The 19,551-nt window shown below is 36.7% G+C and carries 16 protein-coding genes; 10 read left to right on the forward strand and 6 right to left on the reverse strand.

What is annotated here, in order from left to right; genetic code table 11:
* Positions 1 to 82 precede the first annotated feature (82 nt).
* Positions 83 to 703, reverse strand: a complete 621-nt coding sequence (locus IPJ80_10045; protein ID MBK7913825.1) for a nicotinamide mononucleotide transporter — start codon at positions 701 to 703, stop codon at positions 83 to 85.
* A gap of 70 nt (positions 704 to 773) precedes the next feature.
* Positions 774 to 1,748, reverse strand: coding sequence for a hypothetical protein (locus IPJ80_10050; protein MBK7913826.1), 975 nt, complete (start codon positions 1,746 to 1,748; stop codon positions 774 to 776).
* A gap of 106 nt (positions 1,749 to 1,854) precedes the next feature.
* Between IPJ80_10050 and IPJ80_10055 the strand changes: the two genes are divergently transcribed.
* The 4 genes from IPJ80_10055 to IPJ80_10070 all read left to right on the forward strand — a co-directional run bounded on the left by IPJ80_10055 (position 1,855) and on the right by IPJ80_10070 (position 6,813).
* A complete protein-coding gene (locus IPJ80_10055; protein MBK7913827.1) occupies positions 1,855 to 2,571 on the forward strand; it encodes a ribonuclease H-like domain-containing protein in 717 nt (238 codons plus the stop codon).
* Between the two features lie 96 nt (positions 2,572 to 2,667).
* Positions 2,668 to 3,561 (forward strand): T9SS type A sorting domain-containing protein, encoded by an 894-nt coding sequence (locus tag IPJ80_10060; GenBank protein MBK7913828.1) that lies wholly within the window; start codon positions 2,668 to 2,670, stop codon positions 3,559 to 3,561.
* Positions 3,562 to 3,584: 23 nt separating this feature from the next.
* Entirely contained in the window at positions 3,585 to 4,253 is a 669-nt protein-coding gene (locus IPJ80_10065; protein MBK7913829.1) for a ribulose-phosphate 3-epimerase, read from the forward strand.
* 10 nt (positions 4,254 to 4,263) lie between these two features.
* Entirely contained in the window at positions 4,264 to 6,813 is a 2,550-nt protein-coding gene (locus IPJ80_10070) for a TonB-dependent receptor plug domain-containing protein (protein ID MBK7913830.1), read from the forward strand.
* 39 nt (positions 6,814 to 6,852) lie between these two features.
* Here IPJ80_10070 and IPJ80_10075 read toward each other — a convergent pair whose 3' ends face one another.
* The gene (locus IPJ80_10075) at positions 6,853 to 7,344 is read right to left on the reverse strand and encodes a hypothetical protein (protein MBK7913831.1); all 492 of its coding nucleotides are present in this window, start codon (positions 7,342 to 7,344) and stop codon (positions 6,853 to 6,855) included.
* A gap of 248 nt (positions 7,345 to 7,592) precedes the next feature.
* On the opposite strand from IPJ80_10075, the gene rpsP reads away from it, so the two are divergent.
* The 6 genes from rpsP to IPJ80_10105 all read left to right on the forward strand — a co-directional run bounded on the left by rpsP (position 7,593) and on the right by IPJ80_10105 (position 15,237).
* Positions 7,593 to 8,042 carry a 30S ribosomal protein S16 gene (gene rpsP, locus IPJ80_10080; GenBank protein MBK7913832.1) on the forward strand — a complete coding sequence of 150 codons (450 nt, stop codon included), beginning with the start codon at positions 7,593 to 7,595 and terminating at the stop codon, positions 8,040 to 8,042.
* Positions 8,043 to 8,199: 157 nt separating this feature from the next.
* Positions 8,200 to 9,588, forward strand: a complete 1,389-nt coding sequence (locus IPJ80_10085; GenBank protein ID MBK7913833.1) for a hypothetical protein — start codon at positions 8,200 to 8,202, stop codon at positions 9,586 to 9,588.
* 146 nt (positions 9,589 to 9,734) lie between these two features.
* Entirely contained in the window at positions 9,735 to 10,733 is a 999-nt protein-coding gene (locus IPJ80_10090) for a hypothetical protein (protein ID MBK7913834.1), read from the forward strand.
* Positions 10,734 to 10,739: 6 nt separating this feature from the next.
* Positions 10,740 to 11,555: a 3-deoxy-8-phosphooctulonate synthase gene (gene kdsA / locus IPJ80_10095; GenBank protein ID MBK7913835.1), complete on the forward strand. Its 816-nt coding sequence runs from the start codon at positions 10,740 to 10,742 to the stop codon at positions 11,553 to 11,555.
* A gap of 1 nt (position 11,556) precedes the next feature.
* Positions 11,557 to 13,110, forward strand: a complete 1,554-nt coding sequence (locus IPJ80_10100) for an FAD-binding protein (GenBank protein MBK7913836.1) — start codon at positions 11,557 to 11,559, stop codon at positions 13,108 to 13,110.
* 69 nt (positions 13,111 to 13,179) lie between these two features.
* Positions 13,180 to 15,237 (forward strand): tungsten formylmethanofuran dehydrogenase, encoded by a 2,058-nt coding sequence (locus IPJ80_10105; GenBank protein MBK7913837.1) that lies wholly within the window; start codon positions 13,180 to 13,182, stop codon positions 15,235 to 15,237.
* Between the two features lie 426 nt (positions 15,238 to 15,663).
* Here the strand turns inward: IPJ80_10105 and IPJ80_10110 are convergent, their stop codons facing one another.
* From IPJ80_10110 to IPJ80_10120, 3 genes are all read right to left on the reverse strand, one after another.
* Positions 15,664 to 17,628: a caspase family protein gene (locus IPJ80_10110; protein MBK7913838.1), complete on the reverse strand. Its 1,965-nt coding sequence runs from the start codon at positions 17,626 to 17,628 to the stop codon at positions 15,664 to 15,666.
* A gap of 98 nt (positions 17,629 to 17,726) precedes the next feature.
* Entirely contained in the window at positions 17,727 to 18,452 is a 726-nt protein-coding gene (locus tag IPJ80_10115) for a hypothetical protein (protein MBK7913839.1), read from the reverse strand.
* 316 nt (positions 18,453 to 18,768) lie between these two features.
* A complete protein-coding gene (locus tag IPJ80_10120) occupies positions 18,769 to 19,491 on the reverse strand; it encodes a hypothetical protein (protein MBK7913840.1) in 723 nt (240 codons plus the stop codon).
* Positions 19,492 to 19,551: the final 60 nt, after the last annotated feature.

Here is a 19,551-nt window from a genome sequence, read left to right on the forward strand (position 1 = left end):
CAGTCCAATAGTCTAGCAGTCTAATAGTCTACCCTTCAGCCCTCCAGCCTAACAGCCTAACAGTCTAATTTGCTTACAGACTTTAGACCTTCTTCTCCTTCATTCTTCTCCATTTAAACAGGCCATAGCAAGCGAGGATCAGGAAAATGAAAAATTCAAAAGACACAAAGGCGATTCCTTTTTGCAAATAGAGATATACGCATAAGATATCTACAGCAATCCATAAAATCCAATTTTCAATAATTCGTTTGGCCATTAGGGTATTTGCTACAATGCTGGTTACTGCAACCCAGGTATCCGCATAGGGATAGGCAGCAGCTTCTGGAAATGTGGCAGGAAAGTGGATATGAATCTGACTCATAAAATAACCAAGTACTGCTGTAAAAATTGCTATCAATATGGCTAAGTAAATTCGTTGGATCGTTGTGAGCCATTTTAAAGGAAGCTGTGCACGCTTTTCATTTTTCCAATTAATCCAACCATAGATGGCGATCCCAAAAAAATAAATTTGTAAAAACATATCCGAATACAAACGGACGTGGAAGTATATAAAAAAAGCACTGACGATATTGAGTATGCCGATGGGCCAGGTAAGTATTTTTTCTTCAGCTGCCAGATAAACTGCCCAAATGCCTGCAATCACTGAAAACAACTCAAGGGCACTCACCCCGTAAGTACCAATCGTAAAAACGATGTTATCCATAGCAATAAGAGCGTGGTTAAATAAGGCTCAAAAATCTTTGAGCCTAAATTTCAATCTTTAACTGCTTCCTTTATTTTAATTTCAGTGTTGAAGTACCAGCCAAATAGCCTTTATTGAAAACCTCAATCTGATATACACCTGCACTGAATCCACCTGGATTTTTAAATTTAGCACAGATTTCTTTTTCATCATGTGAATAAGGTGCCATAACAGCTGTTGAATATTTAATGGTCTCACCATTTGAATCGTTGCGAATTACACCGGAACCTTCAGATTCAATTGCTTGTGTTTCTCCTGTTGGATTGATGATGCGGACATAAAATTTTTCACTGCCGGCTTCTGCATTTTTATTAACGGTGGTTTTAAAACAAACTTCTACAAAATCAGCTTCATTAGCTCTGGATACTGATTTTGGTTTTTTACCTTCCCGGTTTTGATATGCATCTGCATTGATCTTTTGCACAGGAATGGATGTTGCACGATTTACTTTTCTACTGAGTTGATCTTTTTCTTTAGAAAGATTTTCTTTCTCACTGCTTAAGGTTGTTTTAGCTTCAGTTAATTGCTGATTTTCTGCAGACTTGGTTTGTAAATCTTTGGTAAGATTTTCTTTGTCTGATAACAAAGCAGTATTGGAAGAACTTAGGCTTGCATTTTCTGATTTCAGGCGATTGATTTCTGTAATATACTCTTGGGTTTTGGTACGCATTGATTCCATTTCTTTGCGGGCAATTGCAAGGTTCTTACTGTCTTTCAATAATCCAGATACTTTTTCTTTTTGAATGCGGAGATCTTCTTTTTGCGCATCAATGACTTTGTTTAATTCTTCATTATTGGTTTTCATGTCATTGAGATCACTCACTGCTTGTTGATACTCCTTGTCAAGTTTAGCTTTAGCATCTTCCAATTGTACCAGCTCATTTTCTTTAGAAACATTGTCTTTTTGAAGATTGGAGTTGTTTACAAACTGGTAAACGTTCAAGCCAAATAAGCCTACTAAAAGGATAATTACAAGGGCTTTAATACTTTGATTGGAATTGGCCATGTCTGATTGTTTTTGTTGTAGTGTAAAATTAACAGCTTTAACGCAAAAATTCTTATTTTTAGTTCCTGAATTGCAAAATTCAGGGTTTACCCTGATTGATAACATTATGGAACTATCTAATATATTATTTATTGATATTGAAACCGTAAGTCAATATCAAGCCTACGAATCCCTCGATTTTAAGTGGCAATCTATGTTCGAAAGAAAGATTCGGTATTTTCAGGAAAAAGAGCCCGAAAAATCCCCGGATCAGTTATATCATGATAAAGCGGCCATTTATGCTGAGTTTGGAAAGATCGTTTGCATCGGCTTAGGCTTTTTTCATAAAGGCCAGTTGAGGATCACAACCCTTTGTGGAGATGCCGAAGCTGAACTCCTCGAAAAGTTCTTCCAAATCGTCCAAAGTCATTTCAATAATCCAGACAAACATTTCATTTGCGGACACAATATCAAAGAATTTGATGTTCCTTACATCTGTCGTCGTGCCTTGATAAATGGGATAGCCTTGCCGGCCCTCTTCAATATTTCTTCTAAAAAACCCTGGGAGTTAAAATACCTGCTCGATACGCTGGATATGTGGAAATTTGGCGATCAGAAAAATTATGTTTCCCTCGAATTATTAACGGCTTGCTTCAATTTAGAAACTTCAAAATCAGACATCGATGGATCAATGGTTGGAAAAGTCTATTACGAAGACCACGATTTAAAACGAATTGGGGAATATTGTTCCAGAGATGTTTGGGTCACCGCCAATGTATTTTTGAAAATGTCGCTCAAAGAAACCATTCCCTTTGAATCCGTGCATTTTACAGATTCTAAGTAACTAATACATTAGCAAAACAATTATTCGTATAAACCATTCACAATGAATGGATTGGGTTATATCTTTACCTAAGACGAATCGATTGAATCCCCCGCTATGAAAAGGTCTCTTTTACTTACACTTATTTGTTTTATTTGCGTTTCTGCCTATTCGCAAAAATGCATTGACACCGTTACCAATGGCTTGACTTTAATCAGTAAAACCTTTGTATCTGGTTCTGATTGTAATTTTAAAATTAAGTTTTGTGTCCGTAAAGTGAGCGAACAAGCACATCACATCGTGTATACCATCAAGTATAGTTATGGAACACTAACTCGTACCATTTATGTTTCCAATGTTTCCGTTGGCTCGGTAATTTGTGAAGTGTTTGAATTTACTGCCGATTGCAGCTCAACTGCTTATTGCGCTGCACACGGAAAAACAGTCAACCACACCCTCTGTGGTGCGGTCGATGAACAAATTATTCTGCCTATTAAACTGATAAGCTTTAGCGCAGAAAATTCTTCGATCGGTTTGGTTGATTTAAAATGGCAAACAGCTACAGAGTCTAATGTGTCTCATTTTATAATTCAGCAAAGTGAAGATTCTAAAAAATTTATTGAAGTTGCTAAAGTGAAAGCTGCCGGTGAAAGTAACTCATTACAAAGCTATACTTATCAGTTAAAGACGAATCCAACCGGTAATTTGAGTACCAGTCAATATTTCCGTCTAAAAACAGTTGATCGCGATGGCTCGGAAAGTTTTAGCCCAATTGTGAGTCTGAAAGATAAAACCCGCAAAAAATTAGAAGTCTATCCGAATCCGGCTTCAAATTCCATTCATCTCAATGTACAAGCACTTGAAGGGAATCCTATGAAGCTTTATAACATTCATGGACAAAATTTCCAGTTAAAACTCATCGACGAGCAAACCTTAGACCTCAGCGAATTGCCAAATGGAATTTATTATTTGCAGGTTCAAGATGAACTCGTCCGGTTTCTAAAAAATTAGACCTATTTTTGCATTCATTCGAAATGCATTTAATAGCTCCTTCCTTACTTAGTTGTGATTTTCTCCGGATCGGAGAAGAAATTGATTGGATCAATCAAAGTAAAGCTGATTGGTTTCATCTGGATGTGATGGACGGCCAATTTGTACCCAATATCAGTTTTGGATTGCCTGTTATTGCTGCTGTCAAACGCAGAGCAACTAAACCCCTGGACGTGCATTTAATGATCCTCCAACCTGAAAAGTATATTTCAGATTTCAGGAAAGCTGGTGCGGACAGCATCAGCGTGCACCTGGAAGCCTGCACCCATTTGCACCGGGTCATTCAACAAATCAAAGAGAGTGGCGCCCTTGCGGGAGTGGCTTTGAACCCACACAGTCCCGTACAAGCTTTATTTGATGTATTGGAAGACGTTGATGTGGTTTGTTTGATGTCTGTTAATCCAGGTTTCGGCGGACAAAAATTTATTTACCGAAGTCTTCAAAAGATTAAAGAACTCAAAGAAGAAATTGTAAAACGAAATCTTTCAACCAAGATTGAAGTCGATGGAGGTGTTGGACTGCAAAATGCAGAAGTGATTTTAAAAGCAGGCGCAGATGTGTTGGTTGCAGGCAATGCAGTTTTTGGAGATCAAAATCCAGCCGGAGTGATCAGCCAATTAAAATCCATTTCCGTTAATTCCTTTGAGTTTTAAGCTGAAAATTTTGTTGAACCGCATCGTCAACATCCGCAATCACTTTCCTTTGGAAAAACTCTTGTTAGTATTTATAGCGACCCTTCTAAGTTTATTTCAAACGGAAGGACAAACGCAAACGATTCTTGTAAAGGGAATCATCCTTGATGAAGAGTCAGGAACTCCGATTGAACAGGTAATTATTTATATACCGGAACGGTCTTTTTATTCAGAATCTAAACTGGATGGAAGCTTTAGCATCCAACTTCCGGATCAGGCAGAATGGAATTTAAAATTCAATCGCCTGGGTTATCAAACCAAAGAGCTCCTGGTAAAAAAATCAGATGTGCATTCAGATTTCATTTTAAAATTATCCCTTAAAAAATCGATCAGCAAAGAAATTGAAATTGTAGATAAGAAAGACAACGAGGGCGCAACCGTTCGTGAGCAAGTTGAAGCATTTCAATTGTTGCCTAGTGTAAGTTCAAATTTGGAAAGTATTTTGCCGGTGATAGGTTTGGGCGTGCGAAGCAGTGCCGGTGGGGAGTTATCTTCACAATACAGTGTTCGTGGGGGGTCCTATGATGAAAACCTGGTTTTTGTAAATGATTTTGAAGTGTTTCGTCCGCAACTCATTCGCAACGGACAGCAAGAAGGACTTTCATTTCCAAATCCTGATTTAATCAAAGATTTAAAATTTTCATCCGGTGGATTTGAATCGCGATATGGAGATAAAATGTCATCGGTTCTGGATATACGTTATAAAACACCCGATCGTTTTCGTTCGAGCTTAGTGTTGAGTCCATTGGGTGCAAGTGCGCACCTGGAAGGCTCAAAATTATTTTCGAATGATGCTGTAAAAAAGTTTAGTTACCTGTTGGGAGTGCGTTATAAAACCACAAAATATTTATTGAGTAGTTTGGATGTAGAAGGGGAGTACCAACCTAATTTTTTAGACATCCAATCGTTTTTAACTTATAGTTTTAATAAACACTGGAAACTATCATGGATCGCTAATTTTAATAAAAGTGTTTTTAAATTAATTCCTGAATCTTCCAGTGTTGCAAAAGGTTCTTTTTTTCAGGTGATCAACCTGAATACAGTTTTTGAAGGAGCAGAAGAAGATGTGTTTGAGCAAAACATGAGTGGATTGAGTTTGAATTATTTTTCTGACAACAAAAGGAATCCATATTTTTTTAAATTGATTTCATCGATCCACCAGGGATATGAGGCCGAGCAATTTGACATTTTAGGATATTATCGATTGGTTGAAGTTGAAGCAGGAAATACAGACGAAAAAGGAAAAGAAGTCAAGCTATGGGGTGAAGGAACGCAGCATCTTTACAATCGTGATTTTTTAAATACTTTAATTTGGAATCAGGAGGCACGTGCTGGAATTGAATTTAATTTTAATTCCATTCAACATTTTGTGCAGGCAGGTATCTTTTGGAAAAATGAACACATCGAAGACAAGATCAATGAGTGGGAACGATTGGATTCAGCAGGATATTCACTTCCCTATGATGAGAGCCGTCTGGTATTAAATTACGTGTATAAAACCCAAAATAATTTTACCAATAATAAAATGGGATTTTGGGTACAGGATGATATGAGTTGGTTGATTGCAAGCAAGCAATTATTAAAAATCACACCGGGCTTGCGATTTCACCACAGCGATTTAAATCGTGAATCCTTTATAAATCCAAGATTAAAACTGGAATGGATTCCAGTGCAAAACGACAACCGCATGCATATTTGGTTAGCAGGAGGTTGGTATTATCAGCCCCCTTTTTATAGAGAGATGCGATTGGTAAACGGACATTTAAATTTTAATCAACAAGCTCAGAAATCAAATCAATTGCTTTTAGGCATTCAACGAGACTTTAGGATGCCAAAAATCAGTCCGTCTCAGTTCAGATGGATTTCAGAAATCTATTATAAAAACATGTGGGATGTGGTATCCTATGATTTGGAAAATGTACGCATTCGTTATTCTGGCATCAATGATTCAAAAGCCTATGCCATTGGATGGGACAATCGGATTTACGGTGAATTTGTACCCGGAGCAGAATCCTGGGTCAATATTTCATTTTTAAGAACCCGTGAGCGGCTGAATGGAATTCAGCACAAAGAACGTGATGCAGTAAATCCAGATGGCAATGCCATTAAGGATGTCCCCAGGCCAACCGATCAATTGTTTGCCTTAGGAATGTATTTTCAGGATTACCTGCCTAAAAACGATCGTTTTAAAATGCATTTAAATATTAATGTAGCAGGAGGTTTGCCTTATGGATTAAAAGGAGACAATCTTATTTTTAGAAACGACAAACGACTCAAAGCTTACCACCGGGTCGATATTGGTTTTTCTTTTTTAATGTGGGATCAAAACACACCAAACAGAGGATTCCGATTTATGAATTTCACCAGACAAACTTGGTTAAGTTTGGAAGTATTCAATTTACTAAAAGTAAAAAACGAAGCATCTGTGAGTTGGATAAAGTCTTTGTACAATTACCAATTTGCCATTCCAAATTATCTCAGTTCGCGGAGGATAAATTTGAAATTGAGAATGGATTTTTGATTTTAGTTTGAATTTCAACCGAAGAAAAAAACAGGATATTCAATTTTCAAAGATCTGCAAATAATCAATATATGTTCCAGATTGATTGGTCAAAGCCAAAGTAAACGGAGTATGCGCAGGTAAAAAGATGTTTTCTTTAAATTGGATCGCTTGCCATCCATGCAGTGTGCTAAATAAACTGTAATGAAAGGAGTCAATATACATGTCGGTATGATTAGAAAAGCCAGGTGATTTCGCAATGATCATCACATTTATAGTAGCATCATGATCTAGAGCTGGAAATGTTTTTTTAAAATGATCGTAAAAACAGCCGCCAGCAAATACTGCTGATTGCTTCCCAAAAGCACCCATTACCGTATCAGAAAGCCAACAAAAATCTACATGTTGGAATTCCTCTAAATCGGCTTCCGTTTCAAAACTATTTGTATAAATAAATTTAGCGCGAGCTGGAGATGGAATTTCTTCCACTGCACAAGCCTGGAGCATCCAACATAAACTGCAAACCCATATTGGAATGTAGAACGATTTCATATCATTAATGGGCAAGATGGATTGTACTGCAATTTAGGCTGTTTTTTTGGGATAAACCCACTTGGCGGATTCATTGTAGGTTAAACCTTAAGGCAAGTCCTCAGGCCTCCAAGCCGCCTCAATTAACAAATTACCCTCTACAATTAACAATTATCTATTAATTCTCCTTATATTTGCAGCCCTTAAAGTCGGTCGTGTCTGTTTTCAGAGTAGGCCGATTGAGGTCTAAACTTTTAAAAATTTAACAAATGGCCGTTAAAATCAGATTACAGCGTAAGGGTCGCAAAAAAGCCCCATTTTACCACATTGTTATTGCCGATTCAAGATCTCCACGGGATGGAAGATTTATTGAAAAAATTGGTATCTACAACCCAATTACTAAGCCAGCAACCATCGATTTAGACAGAGATAAAGCTTTCGAATGGTTGATGAAAGGTGCAGAACCTACAGACACAATCAATGCAATTTTACGTTACAAAGGAGTGCTTTACAGAAAGCACCTGGCTCGTGGTGTCAAAAAAGGTGCACTTACTCAGGAAAAAGCTGACCAAATGTACCAGGATTGGATCGCAGCTAAAGAAGGTCAAATTGCTATTAAAGTAGAGGCAAGAAAGCAGGAAATTACCGATTTCCATACAAAATTGAGCGGAGAAGCTAAAACAAAAGCAGCTCCTGTTGCTTCAACTGAAGAGGAATAAAATAAGTTTATTAGTAAATTTATAAGAATATAATTTTAAAAACAAATATTTATTTTAGTATAAATTTTGTTTTTAATAAAAATTCCAAATTAACTGAACCTGGACTGGGCTCAAATCCGTCCGGGTTCTTTCATTGAAAAAACATAAATTTAGAAGCATGCAAAGCTTACTTCAAGATTACAAAGAACGCCTGCAAGGGGTCGCCGAATTGATTCAGGGTTCCGATGAATTAGCCACTTATCTGGAAGAAGAAACTCCTGAACTTTATAAAACCCTTCAAGATGCTTACGAACCATTGATTGCAGAAATTTATCAGGAAGTAGCTGATAAACATCCTTTGCAATTACCTGAATTGGAACTAGTCCTGATGAATCCATTTTTTGAAGGCTTGTTTTTACCACGTATACTTGGCTACAACGTCTTACGCGGTGAAATCAATGATCAAATAAAATACGCACGTCCACAAGAAGCGTTTAAGAAAATACTATTGGCAATTGCAAACTCAACCAATTTTGATGCCATCCGCCAACGGATCGGACAGACAGTCCAGTTGGGTTTTGCACTCAGCAGCGATATTTGGATAGCGAACTTATTAGATAAAGTAGATAATAAAAAAGTAAAGGCATTTTTACAATCCATGATTCACGATCGTTTTCGGGATCTGGAGGAAAGACGCAATTTATTGAGCCGGTATAAAAAACAGTTTACACATTATAATTTTTTATACACCAGTTTTCCAGAAACTGTTTCTGAATTAAAAATGGAGGCTACCGCATTGAGAAGCTTTTTGTTAAACCGGATCGCCTTTCATAACAGTCATGATAGTTACATCGATGAGATCCATAAACTGATTGGACAAAAAGCATTTTATAAAGAACCGGAGTTTATTGAGATAATTGCTATAATTTCTAATTTTATAAATCTAAATCAAACTGAAACGCAACATCTTTCAAATGCATTGAATTCCTGTAGATACGAGAATACCCAATTCAATCAAATCTATTTTCAATTTTTGAAAAATTGCTACAAACAAGGCGTTCATTTTGGTCCTGAAGCAGATCGCAAATTTTTTGGTTTGCTCAATAAGAATGAAGGAGATGATCTGATTAAATATTACAATCTTTTAGAAACAATTCACTCGAAAGGATTTATTCATGAAGATGCACTGGATGCGGTCAATGCATTTTATGCTCAGTATGAAGGGATGTCAATTAATAATGAATGTCTTCGATTGGAAATTTTACAATTATTCCATAAGGTCGTTGATAATTTAACAGAGCCCGAGTATCATTCGTTTTTTGAATTGCAAAAGACCTTTGCGGATTATATTAATACATTTGGAAATTCTGCATTTAATCAGGAAACTGAAAGCATGTGCATGAATTATGTAAAACGTTTACTCGCTTTCTATAAAGACAAACGCAGTAAGGAGTATCAGGAAGTTAAAAAAGCGGTAAGTTCTGGTTTTACAGAATTGGAATTTTTAACAGAGAAAGAATTGGTAGACCTTTTTAAGATTAAGCGGAAAAAGAAAGAGACTGAATAATCCAGTACTTTTAGGATTCTTATAAAAGTTTACGCTAATATATAGTTATCTAATAGCCAATTATTTAAAATTCAATCAGGAAGTGATTGCTGAATTGAAAAAGCTTTGATTATTTTTGTTCAAAGCCCCATCACAAAAACAACGAATTGGCCAACAATCCAAATATTGTATACCTTTTACTTTGGCATCTCAATCAATACCATTGGTTTGAGTTGCCAGGGATCGGCCGTTTCAATGGAACGAAACGTGCGGCTTACATTCATCATATCGAACAAAAGATTTATCCGGGATCTATAACCCTGCAATTTGAATCGGGTATTACATCCAATACCGAACAAATGCTCAGCCACCTGGTAGAGGAAACAGGTTTTTCACAAGAATTGCTAGAAGAACATTTGGCAGCTTTGTGTCAGTTTATTCAAGATTCATTAAAAGGGGCACCATCAGTTTACTTTGAGCCCTTTGGTACTTTGTACCAACTGAATGGCAATTGGATTTTTAAACAAAGCGAACACAACATTCATCAGGATTTTTATAAACAGTCACCACTATCATTAAAGCCCATTCAATTTAAAAATGAGGAAAAACAAATTCCTATTGAAACTAAGGTTTTAATTCAGACTCCAAAGAAAAGTTATGAGTTGCGATCGCTTTTAATAGCACTTGGAATTTTATGGTTAATTTTTCTTTGCTTGTACTTTTGTCCAAATAGAAAATCAAATACAGAAATCATAAAGGGCTCAATCGGGGATTCTACAAATGGAGCTCAGGCCATTCAAATTCAGGATTCATTGGAGCCAGAAGCAACTGCTTTAGATTCGCTTGCTGCCCTTGTGCAAGAACCGATTTCAAATCAGGACAGTTTGACAAGTGAAATTCAAATCGATGAATCAAATGTGCAACATTTAAATGATAGCATTCAAAATAAACCTTGTGTTATTATCGTAGGTTCTTTTATTAAAATCAATAATGCCAACAGGCTTTCGGAAAAATTGAAACGAGATCACTATAAAGTTTACCGCGGTCAATATGAAAAATTTAATAGAGTAGGGGTGCAGTTCGATTGCTTTAAACAAGACTTAAAAAAAGTATTGGAAGAATTAAAAAAACACTATCATCCGGATGCCTGGGTTTTAAAATATTAACAAGCTATGAGTAATTCACTAATAAACAGCATTCAACAAACAAGGTTGAATAACTTTTTTCTGATTGCCGGCCCCTGCGTGGTCGAATCAAAAGATTTGTGTGAAGAAATTGCCGGAACTGTTCAACAAATCTGTTATGACTTGAGCATACCATACATTTTTAAAGCGTCTTACCGGAAAGCCAATCGTTCACGCTTAGATTCTTTTACAGGAATTGGCGATGAGATGGGTTTAGATATTTTAAGACACATTGCAAAAACCTATCAGATTCCTGTGACAACGGATATTCATACCGACGAAGAAGCAGCAATTGCATCTGTGTTTGTTGATATTTTACAAATTCCAGCTTTTTTATGCAGACAAACCTCCTTGTTGGTTGCAGCAGCAGAAACTGGTAAAGTAGTGAATATAAAAAAGGGACAGTTTATGAGTCCTGAAGGGATGCGTTATGCAGTTGACAAAGTTAGGCAAGCAAACAATCAACAGATTTGGTTGACCGAACGAGGAACTACTTTTGGATATCAGGATTTAGTGGTTGATTATCGGGGCATTCCGGCAATGAGGTCATTTAATGTTCCCGTAATTATGGATTGTACCCATTCATTGCAACAGCCAAATCAAAGTTCAGGCGTTACTGGAGGACGTCCGGATCTGATTGAAACAATTGCCAAAGCAGCCATAGCGGTTGGTGCAGATGGATTATTTATTGAAACACACCCAAAACCAGAAATCGCAAAATCCGATGGTGCAAATATGTTGCGTTTAGAATATTTAAAACCGCTGCTGGAGAAACTTTGCAAAATTCGCAAAGCGATTGATTAATATGCAGCTGGTTGATTATCGTTTGCTTCCGGAAACCATTGACAGCGAAGAGGCACATCGTAAAGCCATCGCCGAACAATTGCAACAAACGAAAGGTACTGGTTTTCATTATAAAATAGTCAAGCGAAATATTGATGCGCGTGCAAGAAATATATATTTCGTGTTTCGCGCAGAAGTGTATCCTGATTCGATTCCTGATTCAATTCCTGTTGAATTTAATTACAAAAATGTATCAGATGCAAAGCCGGTACACATCATAGGCGCCGGACCTTGTGGATATTTCGCTGCATTAAAATTGATTGAGTTGGGATTGAAACCAATTCTTTTAGAACGAGGTAAAGATGTGCGTGACCGACGCAGAGATTTAAAAGGGATTCAACAGGATGGAATTGTTAATCCGGATTCAAATTATTGTTTTGGAGAGGGTGGAGCAGGTACCTATTCAGATGGAAAATTATATACACGTTCTGATAAAAGAGGAAGTATTCAATCTGTATTAAATACCTTAGTTGCACATGGCGCTGATCCGGAAATCGTAGTCGATGTTCACCCGCACATTGGAAGCAATCGCCTTCCGGAGATTGTAGCAAATATTCGACATACCATTTTGAAATATGGTGGCGAAATTTATTTCAATACAAGACTTGAGGATATTGTAATTGAAAATAACTTACTCCATAAAATTGTTACAAATAAGGATACCTATCCATGTACTGATGTGATTCTTGCAACCGGTCATTCTGCACGTGATATTTTTTTATTATTGCAAAATAAAAATTGCACCATTGATTGCAAACCTTTTGCTTTGGGTGTTCGGATCGAACATCCGCAACAGGTAATTGATCAGATACAGTATAAACAAAATCCAAGACATGCAAAATTGCCTGCAGCGAGTTATAGTTTGTCCTGTCAGATTCAAGGAAATGGGGTCTTTTCATTTTGTATGTGCCCTGGAGGCCTGATCGTCCCGGCGGCTACTGCGCCCGGCGAACTGGTTATGAATGGAATGTCATTGTCTCGAAGAGATTCTCCCTTTGCCAATAGTGGTTTTGTGTGTTCTGTAGATGCGGTCGATTTTAAAAATTACAAGCATCAAAATGCTTTACAGGGTATGTATTTTCAAAAGGAAGTTGAACAAAAAATGTTTGACCTGGGTGATGGATCGCAAAAAGCTCCAGCACAACGACTTCGTGATTTTATTGAGAAACGAAAAAGTTCTGATTTACCGGATTGTTCGTATATACCCGGAATCTTTTCTGCTTCACTGGATAAAGAATTACCTCATACAATTTCTGAACGATTGAGAAATGCATTTTTATATTTTGGTGAAAGGATGTCACAGTTTCTGCATCCGGATGCAATCCTGGTAGCTCCAGAATCCAGAACGAGTTCACCTGTAAAAATCCCAAGAGATCCAAAAACACTCATGCACCCTGAAATCAACGGCTTGTTTCCAGCGGGTGAAGGCGCAGGTTATGCCGGCGGAATTTTATCTGCTGCTATGGATGGTCAGCGGGTAGCTCAGGCAGTTTATAATAAAATTTTCCAGGTTTAGGATTGGAAGATATTTATAAAATAGATTCAATAAACAAAGTTTGGTTTAATACTTTTGTATGAATAAATTATGGCGAAAACAAGTAAATTTAAAATAGATAAAGAAATTCTGGAAAAGGCCTTTCGTATAATGTGCACTGCAAAATGCTTGACCGAACATTATGAGGCAAATTTTAAATTTGTTTCAAAATATGTACACGCAACTTCCAGAGGACATGAAGCAGTTCAAATTGCTTTAGGTCTGCAATTGACTCCGGATGATTTTCTATCTGCATATTATCGGGATGATAGTTTGTTGTTGGCGATTGGAATGCAACCCTGGGAAATTATGTTGCAGCTGATGGCAAAGCGGGATGACCCGTTTTCAGGAGGCAGATCTTATTATTCACATCCCAGTTTAAAAAGAGATGGGATGCCAAAAATTCCGCACCAGTCTTCTGCTACCGGAATGCAGGCCATTCCATCAACAGGGGTCGCAATGGGTTTACAATATCGAACTATTGCAAAAATAAATCCTACCAAAGGGATTTCGATTTGCTCGTTGGGGGATGCATCAATCACAGAGGGTGAAGTTGCAGAAGCATTTCACATGGCTTCATTAAAACAATTACCCATTTTGTATTTAGTTCAGGATAATCAATGGGATATCAGTGCACATGCATCTGAAATTCGTAAAGGAAATGCAATGGATTTTGCGAAAGGTTTTCCTGGATTGGAAGCAGTAAGTGTTGATGGAACAAATTTCGAATTGTGCTATGAAACATTTACATCAGTCTTAAATAAAATTCGTAAAGAACAACGTCCTTTTTTAGTACATGCAACCGTTCCTTTATTAAACCATCATACCAGTGGGGTGCGCAAAGAGTGGTATCGTGACGATCTTGAACAACAACAGTTGGAGGACCCATTTCCAAAATTTAAAAATTACCTTCACCAAAATGGTTTCAGTGATGCGTATCTTAATCAATTAGAATTCGAATGCAAGCAACTCGTTGAATCTGATTTCGAACGTGCACGTTCTGCACCCGATCCGGAACCTTCTGACTTATACTTGCATGATTTTGCTCCTGCAGTCGTTCTTGAGGAAACCGGCAACCGACAACCCGATCAAGGGGAAGAAAAAGTTATGGTGGATTGTGCCTTGTTTGCGATCGATGAATTAATGCAGAAACATCCGGAGTGTTTACTCTATGGACAAGATGTCGGAAAGCGATTGGGAGGAGTGTTTAGAGAAGCTGCAACTTTAGCTCAAAAATTTGGAGATCATCGCGTTTTCAATACACCAATTCAAGAGGCATTTATTGTTGGCAGTACCGTAGGCATGTCTGCTGTAGGATTAAAACCGATCGTTGAGGTTCAGTTTGCCGATTATATTTGGCCAGGCCTCAATCAGTTATTTACTGAAGTTGCCCGGTCGTGTTATTTAACAAATGGAAAATATCCGGTGAGTATGATATTGCGCGTTCCAATTGGCGCATATGGCAGTGGTGGACCTTACCATTCATCAAGTGTTGAATCAGTTGTTTGTAATATAAAGGGAGTTAAAGTGGTATATCCTTCCAATGGAGCTGATTTAAAAGGTTTGATAAAGGCAGCTTATGAAGATCCAAACCCAGTGGTCATTTTTGAGCACAAAGGATTGTATTGGTCTAAAGTGCCGGGCACCGATGCTGCCAAAGTAATTATGCCTGATGCAGATTATAAAATTCCTTTGGGAAAAGGCAGGATTGCATTGCAAGCAAATGAAGATACTCCTCAATCTACTCTCGTTATTATCAGCTACGGCATGGGGGTTCATTGGGCATTAAACGCAGCAAAAAATTTTAAAGACCGAATTGAGATCATTGATCTACGAACGCTAGTGCCTTTGGATGAAGAATTGATATTTAAATCTGTAAAAAAACACAACCGCTGTTTAGTACTTACAGAAGAAACCCTTGAAAATAGTTTCGCTCAGGCACTTGCAGGAAAAATCAGTGAGCGCTGTTTTAAAGATTTGGATGCGCCGGTAAAATCCATTGGTTCGAAAAATTTGCCAGCCATTCCATTGAATAGCATTCTCGAAAAAGAAATGTTGCCAGGCATGGATGAAATTCATGCAACGATTCAATATCTTTTGGATTTTTAAGACCTGATGTAGCGTGATATTATCTGGAATTGTTTTATCACTGTTTTTATTTTAAGGATCATTTGAATGGCAATTCATTGCTAACATAAAATATTTCATGTAAATACGGAGGACAATAAGATGCTTAGGGCTTGAGTCTGTTGCGAAGTATACTCATAAAATAATTTAAAAAGTATCCTGGCTTTATAGGGCATGTAATAAAAATGAGAACGAAGCATTTGAATCTATAATTTGCTGCTTTAAGCATAAACCATAGGCTACTTTTGATCAAATACAATATGCAAATCATACTAACTAGTAAGGCTCTAATGGTAGGGTATCATTTTGGATTGTAATAATTTTTTGAATTGAATACTAAGAATCCAATTGTGTACTTTAATGAAAAGTAACATAAAAGAAATCCTGCCCAGTCTGTATTTTTAGAAATTAATTTATTTTGACATAATAGGTGCTGATACTAAGTTCATCTTTTGTTGGAATTCCAAATGAGGTTTCTGCGCTCCCTGCGCCCTGACTGATTTGTTTAATCCAATTTCCCAATTCAGCCTGATTACTTGTTTTTAGAGATCGGGTGGCATCCATGCCATTAAAGTCAATCGGATTTGCACTGAGTAAGAGTTTTAAAAAATAGGATCCTTTCGGCGGAATAATTTTGAATGAAGGGGATTGATAGGAGTTACCAGAGACTAAATAATAATCGCTGCTGGCTTTTGATTGTTCCGGGTATATCCGCTGGATACTAAAATCTGGCCTGATTTCCAGAAGTGAAAAATAAAAATTCTGGGGCCCTGTATTTTTTATTGTAAATGAAATGGTATCGTTTAAATTTAAATTAAATACCTGGTCTTTCAGTGCAGTTCCAGGGTCCTGACCTGACATCGTTAATTCAGCCTTCAGTTGACCATTTTCTAATTCAAGTTTCTTAAGTTGTTGTGATTTCTGATATTTAATTAATAAACGTTTAATATCATTAAATTCAGCTTGTTCATTGCTGGCATCTAATTGCTGTTGGTAAATAATTTCGGCATCTCGATTATAAATACTCAGATTCGCTGAGTTTGCAAAGCCTTCAGGATTTTCAAAGTATAAATCTGGATCCGTATCAACTTCTTGAAAGCTTGTTAAGCTGAATAGGGCATCCCGAATGCGATTGCTAAGCAATGAATCTTTTAACAACAATTGCAACCGTGTTTTATCATTGCCGTATACTATTTTAGAAACAACAGCTTTTGCATTTCGAAGTTCTTCTGCGGGTATATTTCCATCTAATAGAACATCTGCATCCAATGCTGCACTTTCATCAACAATTCCTTTAGCAATATATTTTTGGCCAGTGGTGTCACGAATCGATGCAGAATAGAATAAAATTTCACTGCCTGCATAAATATGGTGTAATATACCCTGATCAATTAGCACCATGTTGTTGCTGATGACATCCCGGACTCTAATGAATTTTGACAATTTTTTTATTTGATTGTTAAAAACACAATATTCCTCCGGACCTTCAATTTGCGGATGTTGGAGCCCGGTATATGCTCTTACATTGCTCGTAATATTTTGATGGAGTTCGGAATAACTTAAACAAGGTTTATTTATTAATAGATTTTTACAAAGGAAATAACTAAATAATCCATAAGGCTGAGATAAAGAAAGGGGAGTTTCATAAGATTTTTCGTTGGGACTTGAACTTGACATCGAAATAAGAGGTGCCATGTTAGCGTTCGCTCCTTTGGATTTAATCAACAGCCCATTGCTATCCGATTTTGAATTCATATGTTTCGTGATGTATTCGGCATTTGCCATGATAACATCCGTTCCCCGACCTGTTATTTTACTTCGTGTACTGGTTCCGGAATGACATGCATCGGTGCTTACAAATAATTGCCCTTCGCTGCCGATTTGAATTCTTATTTCGGTTATCAGGGAATCCAGTTGATCATCTGTTAATAAATTTTGTCCTTCATTCACTTTTGATTTAAAATATTTTGGGGAATCAAAAGGAACAAACGCTTCATCATATCCATCTATTTCATCATTATTTTTATCTTTAAGTTGTTGCCCGTGTCCACTAAAATGTACATGCACTATAGATTTTGGACTGATTTGTTTTTTTAATAAATCAAATGCTTGTAAGATTTTCGATTTTGTAGCTTCTTCATTGATTAAACTAATGATGTTATAATTGGGAAAGCCAAGTTTAATTAGTGTGGATCTGACAAGTTGTACATCCGCATCGCCATGCAATGCCTCCCATTCGCTTTCAGGAGGATAAGCTCCAATACCAATTAACAGGGCATACCCGGGATTAGTATCTAAGGGTCTGCTTTGAGATTGTGCATTGGAGCTTCCTGCTGCGATAAATAGTATGCTGAGAATTTGATAGAGCTTCATTTAATTTTATTATTGAGCAAATTATTTATATTTATTGAATAAATGCTACTACTGATGTGGCATATTTCTTTCCTGTTGTGCAGATTAGGTCATTTATTTTAAATACTTAAACTTCCTGTCCAAAACACCAATGGAAACACGCCTGTTTCGTGAATTACACGCACACGCCAAAGCCTTGCAATTCCCAATGGATCTGTAAATCCAGTAATCAAAAGGGGATCGGTAGGACTGCCTTTTAAAATGCTTATTGCCGGACTCTGCTCAGGATCTTCTCTGTTTTCAACCAATACTCTGAAATTCTTTTTGCTGCTCAAGGAATTAAAATAAGCTTGAACATAACCTCCTATTGAGGCATAAGGAGATAGGAATTCTGTTTGAATCAACCGAATTGATTTTCGCTCCGTTAATAAAAGGGAAGCCTGAATTGGTTTTATACTAAATGCAATGACATCTGGCTTAATATGCTGCTGTAATACAGTTAATCGAACATGGTCCATTTCTTGATTTTGATTTATTGCTTGAAGGCCGGGAACTTCAGAATCATTTTCAAGTATGTGGTCACTTGTTTTTAATGTCACCAACTCAAAATGGCTCTTACTAATCTCTTGAATAAATAATTCATTATCAGATTGGATTTTAATTCTTATGGAATTTTCACCTGTATTGTCAAAAATACTTAACTCTTCGGAATATTTAAGTATGGATTGATTTAAGTCATCAGGAAGTGACTGATGATAAGTATTGCTTTCATTGGTTTCGCACGAACTTATAAAAATAAGTATGGAAGCAAGCAAATAGTTTTTTAAATAAGATAGATTTTTCATAATTTAATTTTAGGGGTGATCAATATGCAATTTGATAGTAATTGCAAAAATTAATTTATGTTATCATAGCATACATACATTTTATTAATTTCGTAAATTCTGGATTAAGCTTATTTCATGCTTAACTTGATTTATTTTGTCTTGTTTTTTGAAATGAAGGCTCATTGCTTGAGCTGCTATTTCACTTTTTCATGTAAGACAAGTACATAGTATAATCATTCAAATTGATTAATAGCAACCACCATTTGTTCAAAGCAAATAAAAAATCACAAGAGGCTTACGGACCTCTTGTGATGAAATAGTAGTATGCTTGCGATTACCAGAGTATAATAATTGGTTTTGAAAAGGTATTGCTTAGGCTTAGTTCTAAATTGGATTTGACCTTATTCGTAAATTTGATGGTGTGATCAAGAAGTGAAAATGTTGGTGCAAGGTATTGTACATTGCAATCAGCACAGAGGCTGGATGCACAATTGATGCGGAATGCATCTGATGCTTTTACTCTGCCTGCTACATAAACAGCATTTACGCCGTGATTTTTATAGGTAAACTTGTAGGCGTTCGAACCTGGTAGTAAATCAGGCCTGGCGAACTCGATTCCATAGAATTTTACCCATTTAGCAAGGTGAACCTCAATTACTTCAATAATTACCTCTTGTAATCCGGAGCGGTCTTCTAGTGTAAAGGTATTGACAGCTTCAGGTTTACTTTCGTTGTATCCCAATTTATCAGTTAAATAGAGTTTAACGGTTTCACTGGTCAGAGCATGTAACAGCGTTGGATCCTTTGTGGTAATTTTAATAGCAATTCCATTTTTTTTGGCATCATCAAACAAGGTTAGATATTTAAAGTCTTCGCCATGACTGTTGTAAAGTGGATTCGAACGAATGGCTAAATCTTCAGATGCTACAGGTAAAATGTTGTAATCTACTTCTGGAAAATCTAATGGTTCAACGGCAGTTTCAGAATCACAGGAAAACAAGGATGTAAGTAACAAACTTGCAAATAGGAAATACTGGAATTTAAAATACGTTTTCATTGTAATAAAATTTAGGGTGAATAAAATTAGTTTCAATTAGTAATTGCAAAATCAGCTGTT

The sequence above is a fragment of the Saprospiraceae bacterium genome (assembly GCA_016714025.1).
Lineage (GTDB): Bacteria > Bacteroidota > Bacteroidia > Chitinophagales > Saprospiraceae > Vicinibacter.

Excerpts from the sequence above, each read along its gene's own strand:
- IPJ80_10045 (MBK7913825.1), bottom strand. The coding sequence starts at position 703 with ATGGATAACATCGTTTTTACGATTGGTACTTACGGGGTGAGTGCCCTT.
- IPJ80_10050 (MBK7913826.1), bottom strand. The coding sequence starts at position 1,748 with ATGGCCAATTCCAATCAAAGTATTAAAGCCCTTGTAATTATCCTTTTA.
- IPJ80_10055 (MBK7913827.1), top strand. The coding sequence starts at position 1,855 with ATGGAACTATCTAATATATTATTTATTGATATTGAAACCGTAAGTCAA.
- IPJ80_10060 (MBK7913828.1), top strand. The coding sequence starts at position 2,668 with ATGAAAAGGTCTCTTTTACTTACACTTATTTGTTTTATTTGCGTTTCT.
- IPJ80_10065 (MBK7913829.1), top strand. The coding sequence starts at position 3,585 with ATGCATTTAATAGCTCCTTCCTTACTTAGTTGTGATTTTCTCCGGATC.
- IPJ80_10075 (MBK7913831.1), bottom strand. The coding sequence starts at position 7,344 with ATGAAATCGTTCTACATTCCAATATGGGTTTGCAGTTTATGTTGGATG.
- rpsP (MBK7913832.1), top strand. The coding sequence starts at position 7,593 with ATGGCCGTTAAAATCAGATTACAGCGTAAGGGTCGCAAAAAAGCCCCA.
- IPJ80_10085 (MBK7913833.1), top strand. The coding sequence starts at position 8,200 with ATGCAAAGCTTACTTCAAGATTACAAAGAACGCCTGCAAGGGGTCGCC.
- kdsA (MBK7913835.1), top strand. The coding sequence starts at position 10,740 with ATGAGTAATTCACTAATAAACAGCATTCAACAAACAAGGTTGAATAAC.
- IPJ80_10100 (MBK7913836.1), top strand. The coding sequence starts at position 11,557 with ATGCAGCTGGTTGATTATCGTTTGCTTCCGGAAACCATTGACAGCGAA.
- IPJ80_10105 (MBK7913837.1), top strand. The coding sequence starts at position 13,180 with ATGGCGAAAACAAGTAAATTTAAAATAGATAAAGAAATTCTGGAAAAG.
- IPJ80_10110 (MBK7913838.1), bottom strand. The coding sequence starts at position 17,628 with ATGAAGCTCTATCAAATTCTCAGCATACTATTTATCGCAGCAGGAAGC.
- IPJ80_10115 (MBK7913839.1), bottom strand. The coding sequence starts at position 18,452 with ATGAAAAATCTATCTTATTTAAAAAACTATTTGCTTGCTTCCATACTT.
- IPJ80_10120 (MBK7913840.1), bottom strand. The coding sequence starts at position 19,491 with ATGAAAACGTATTTTAAATTCCAGTATTTCCTATTTGCAAGTTTGTTA.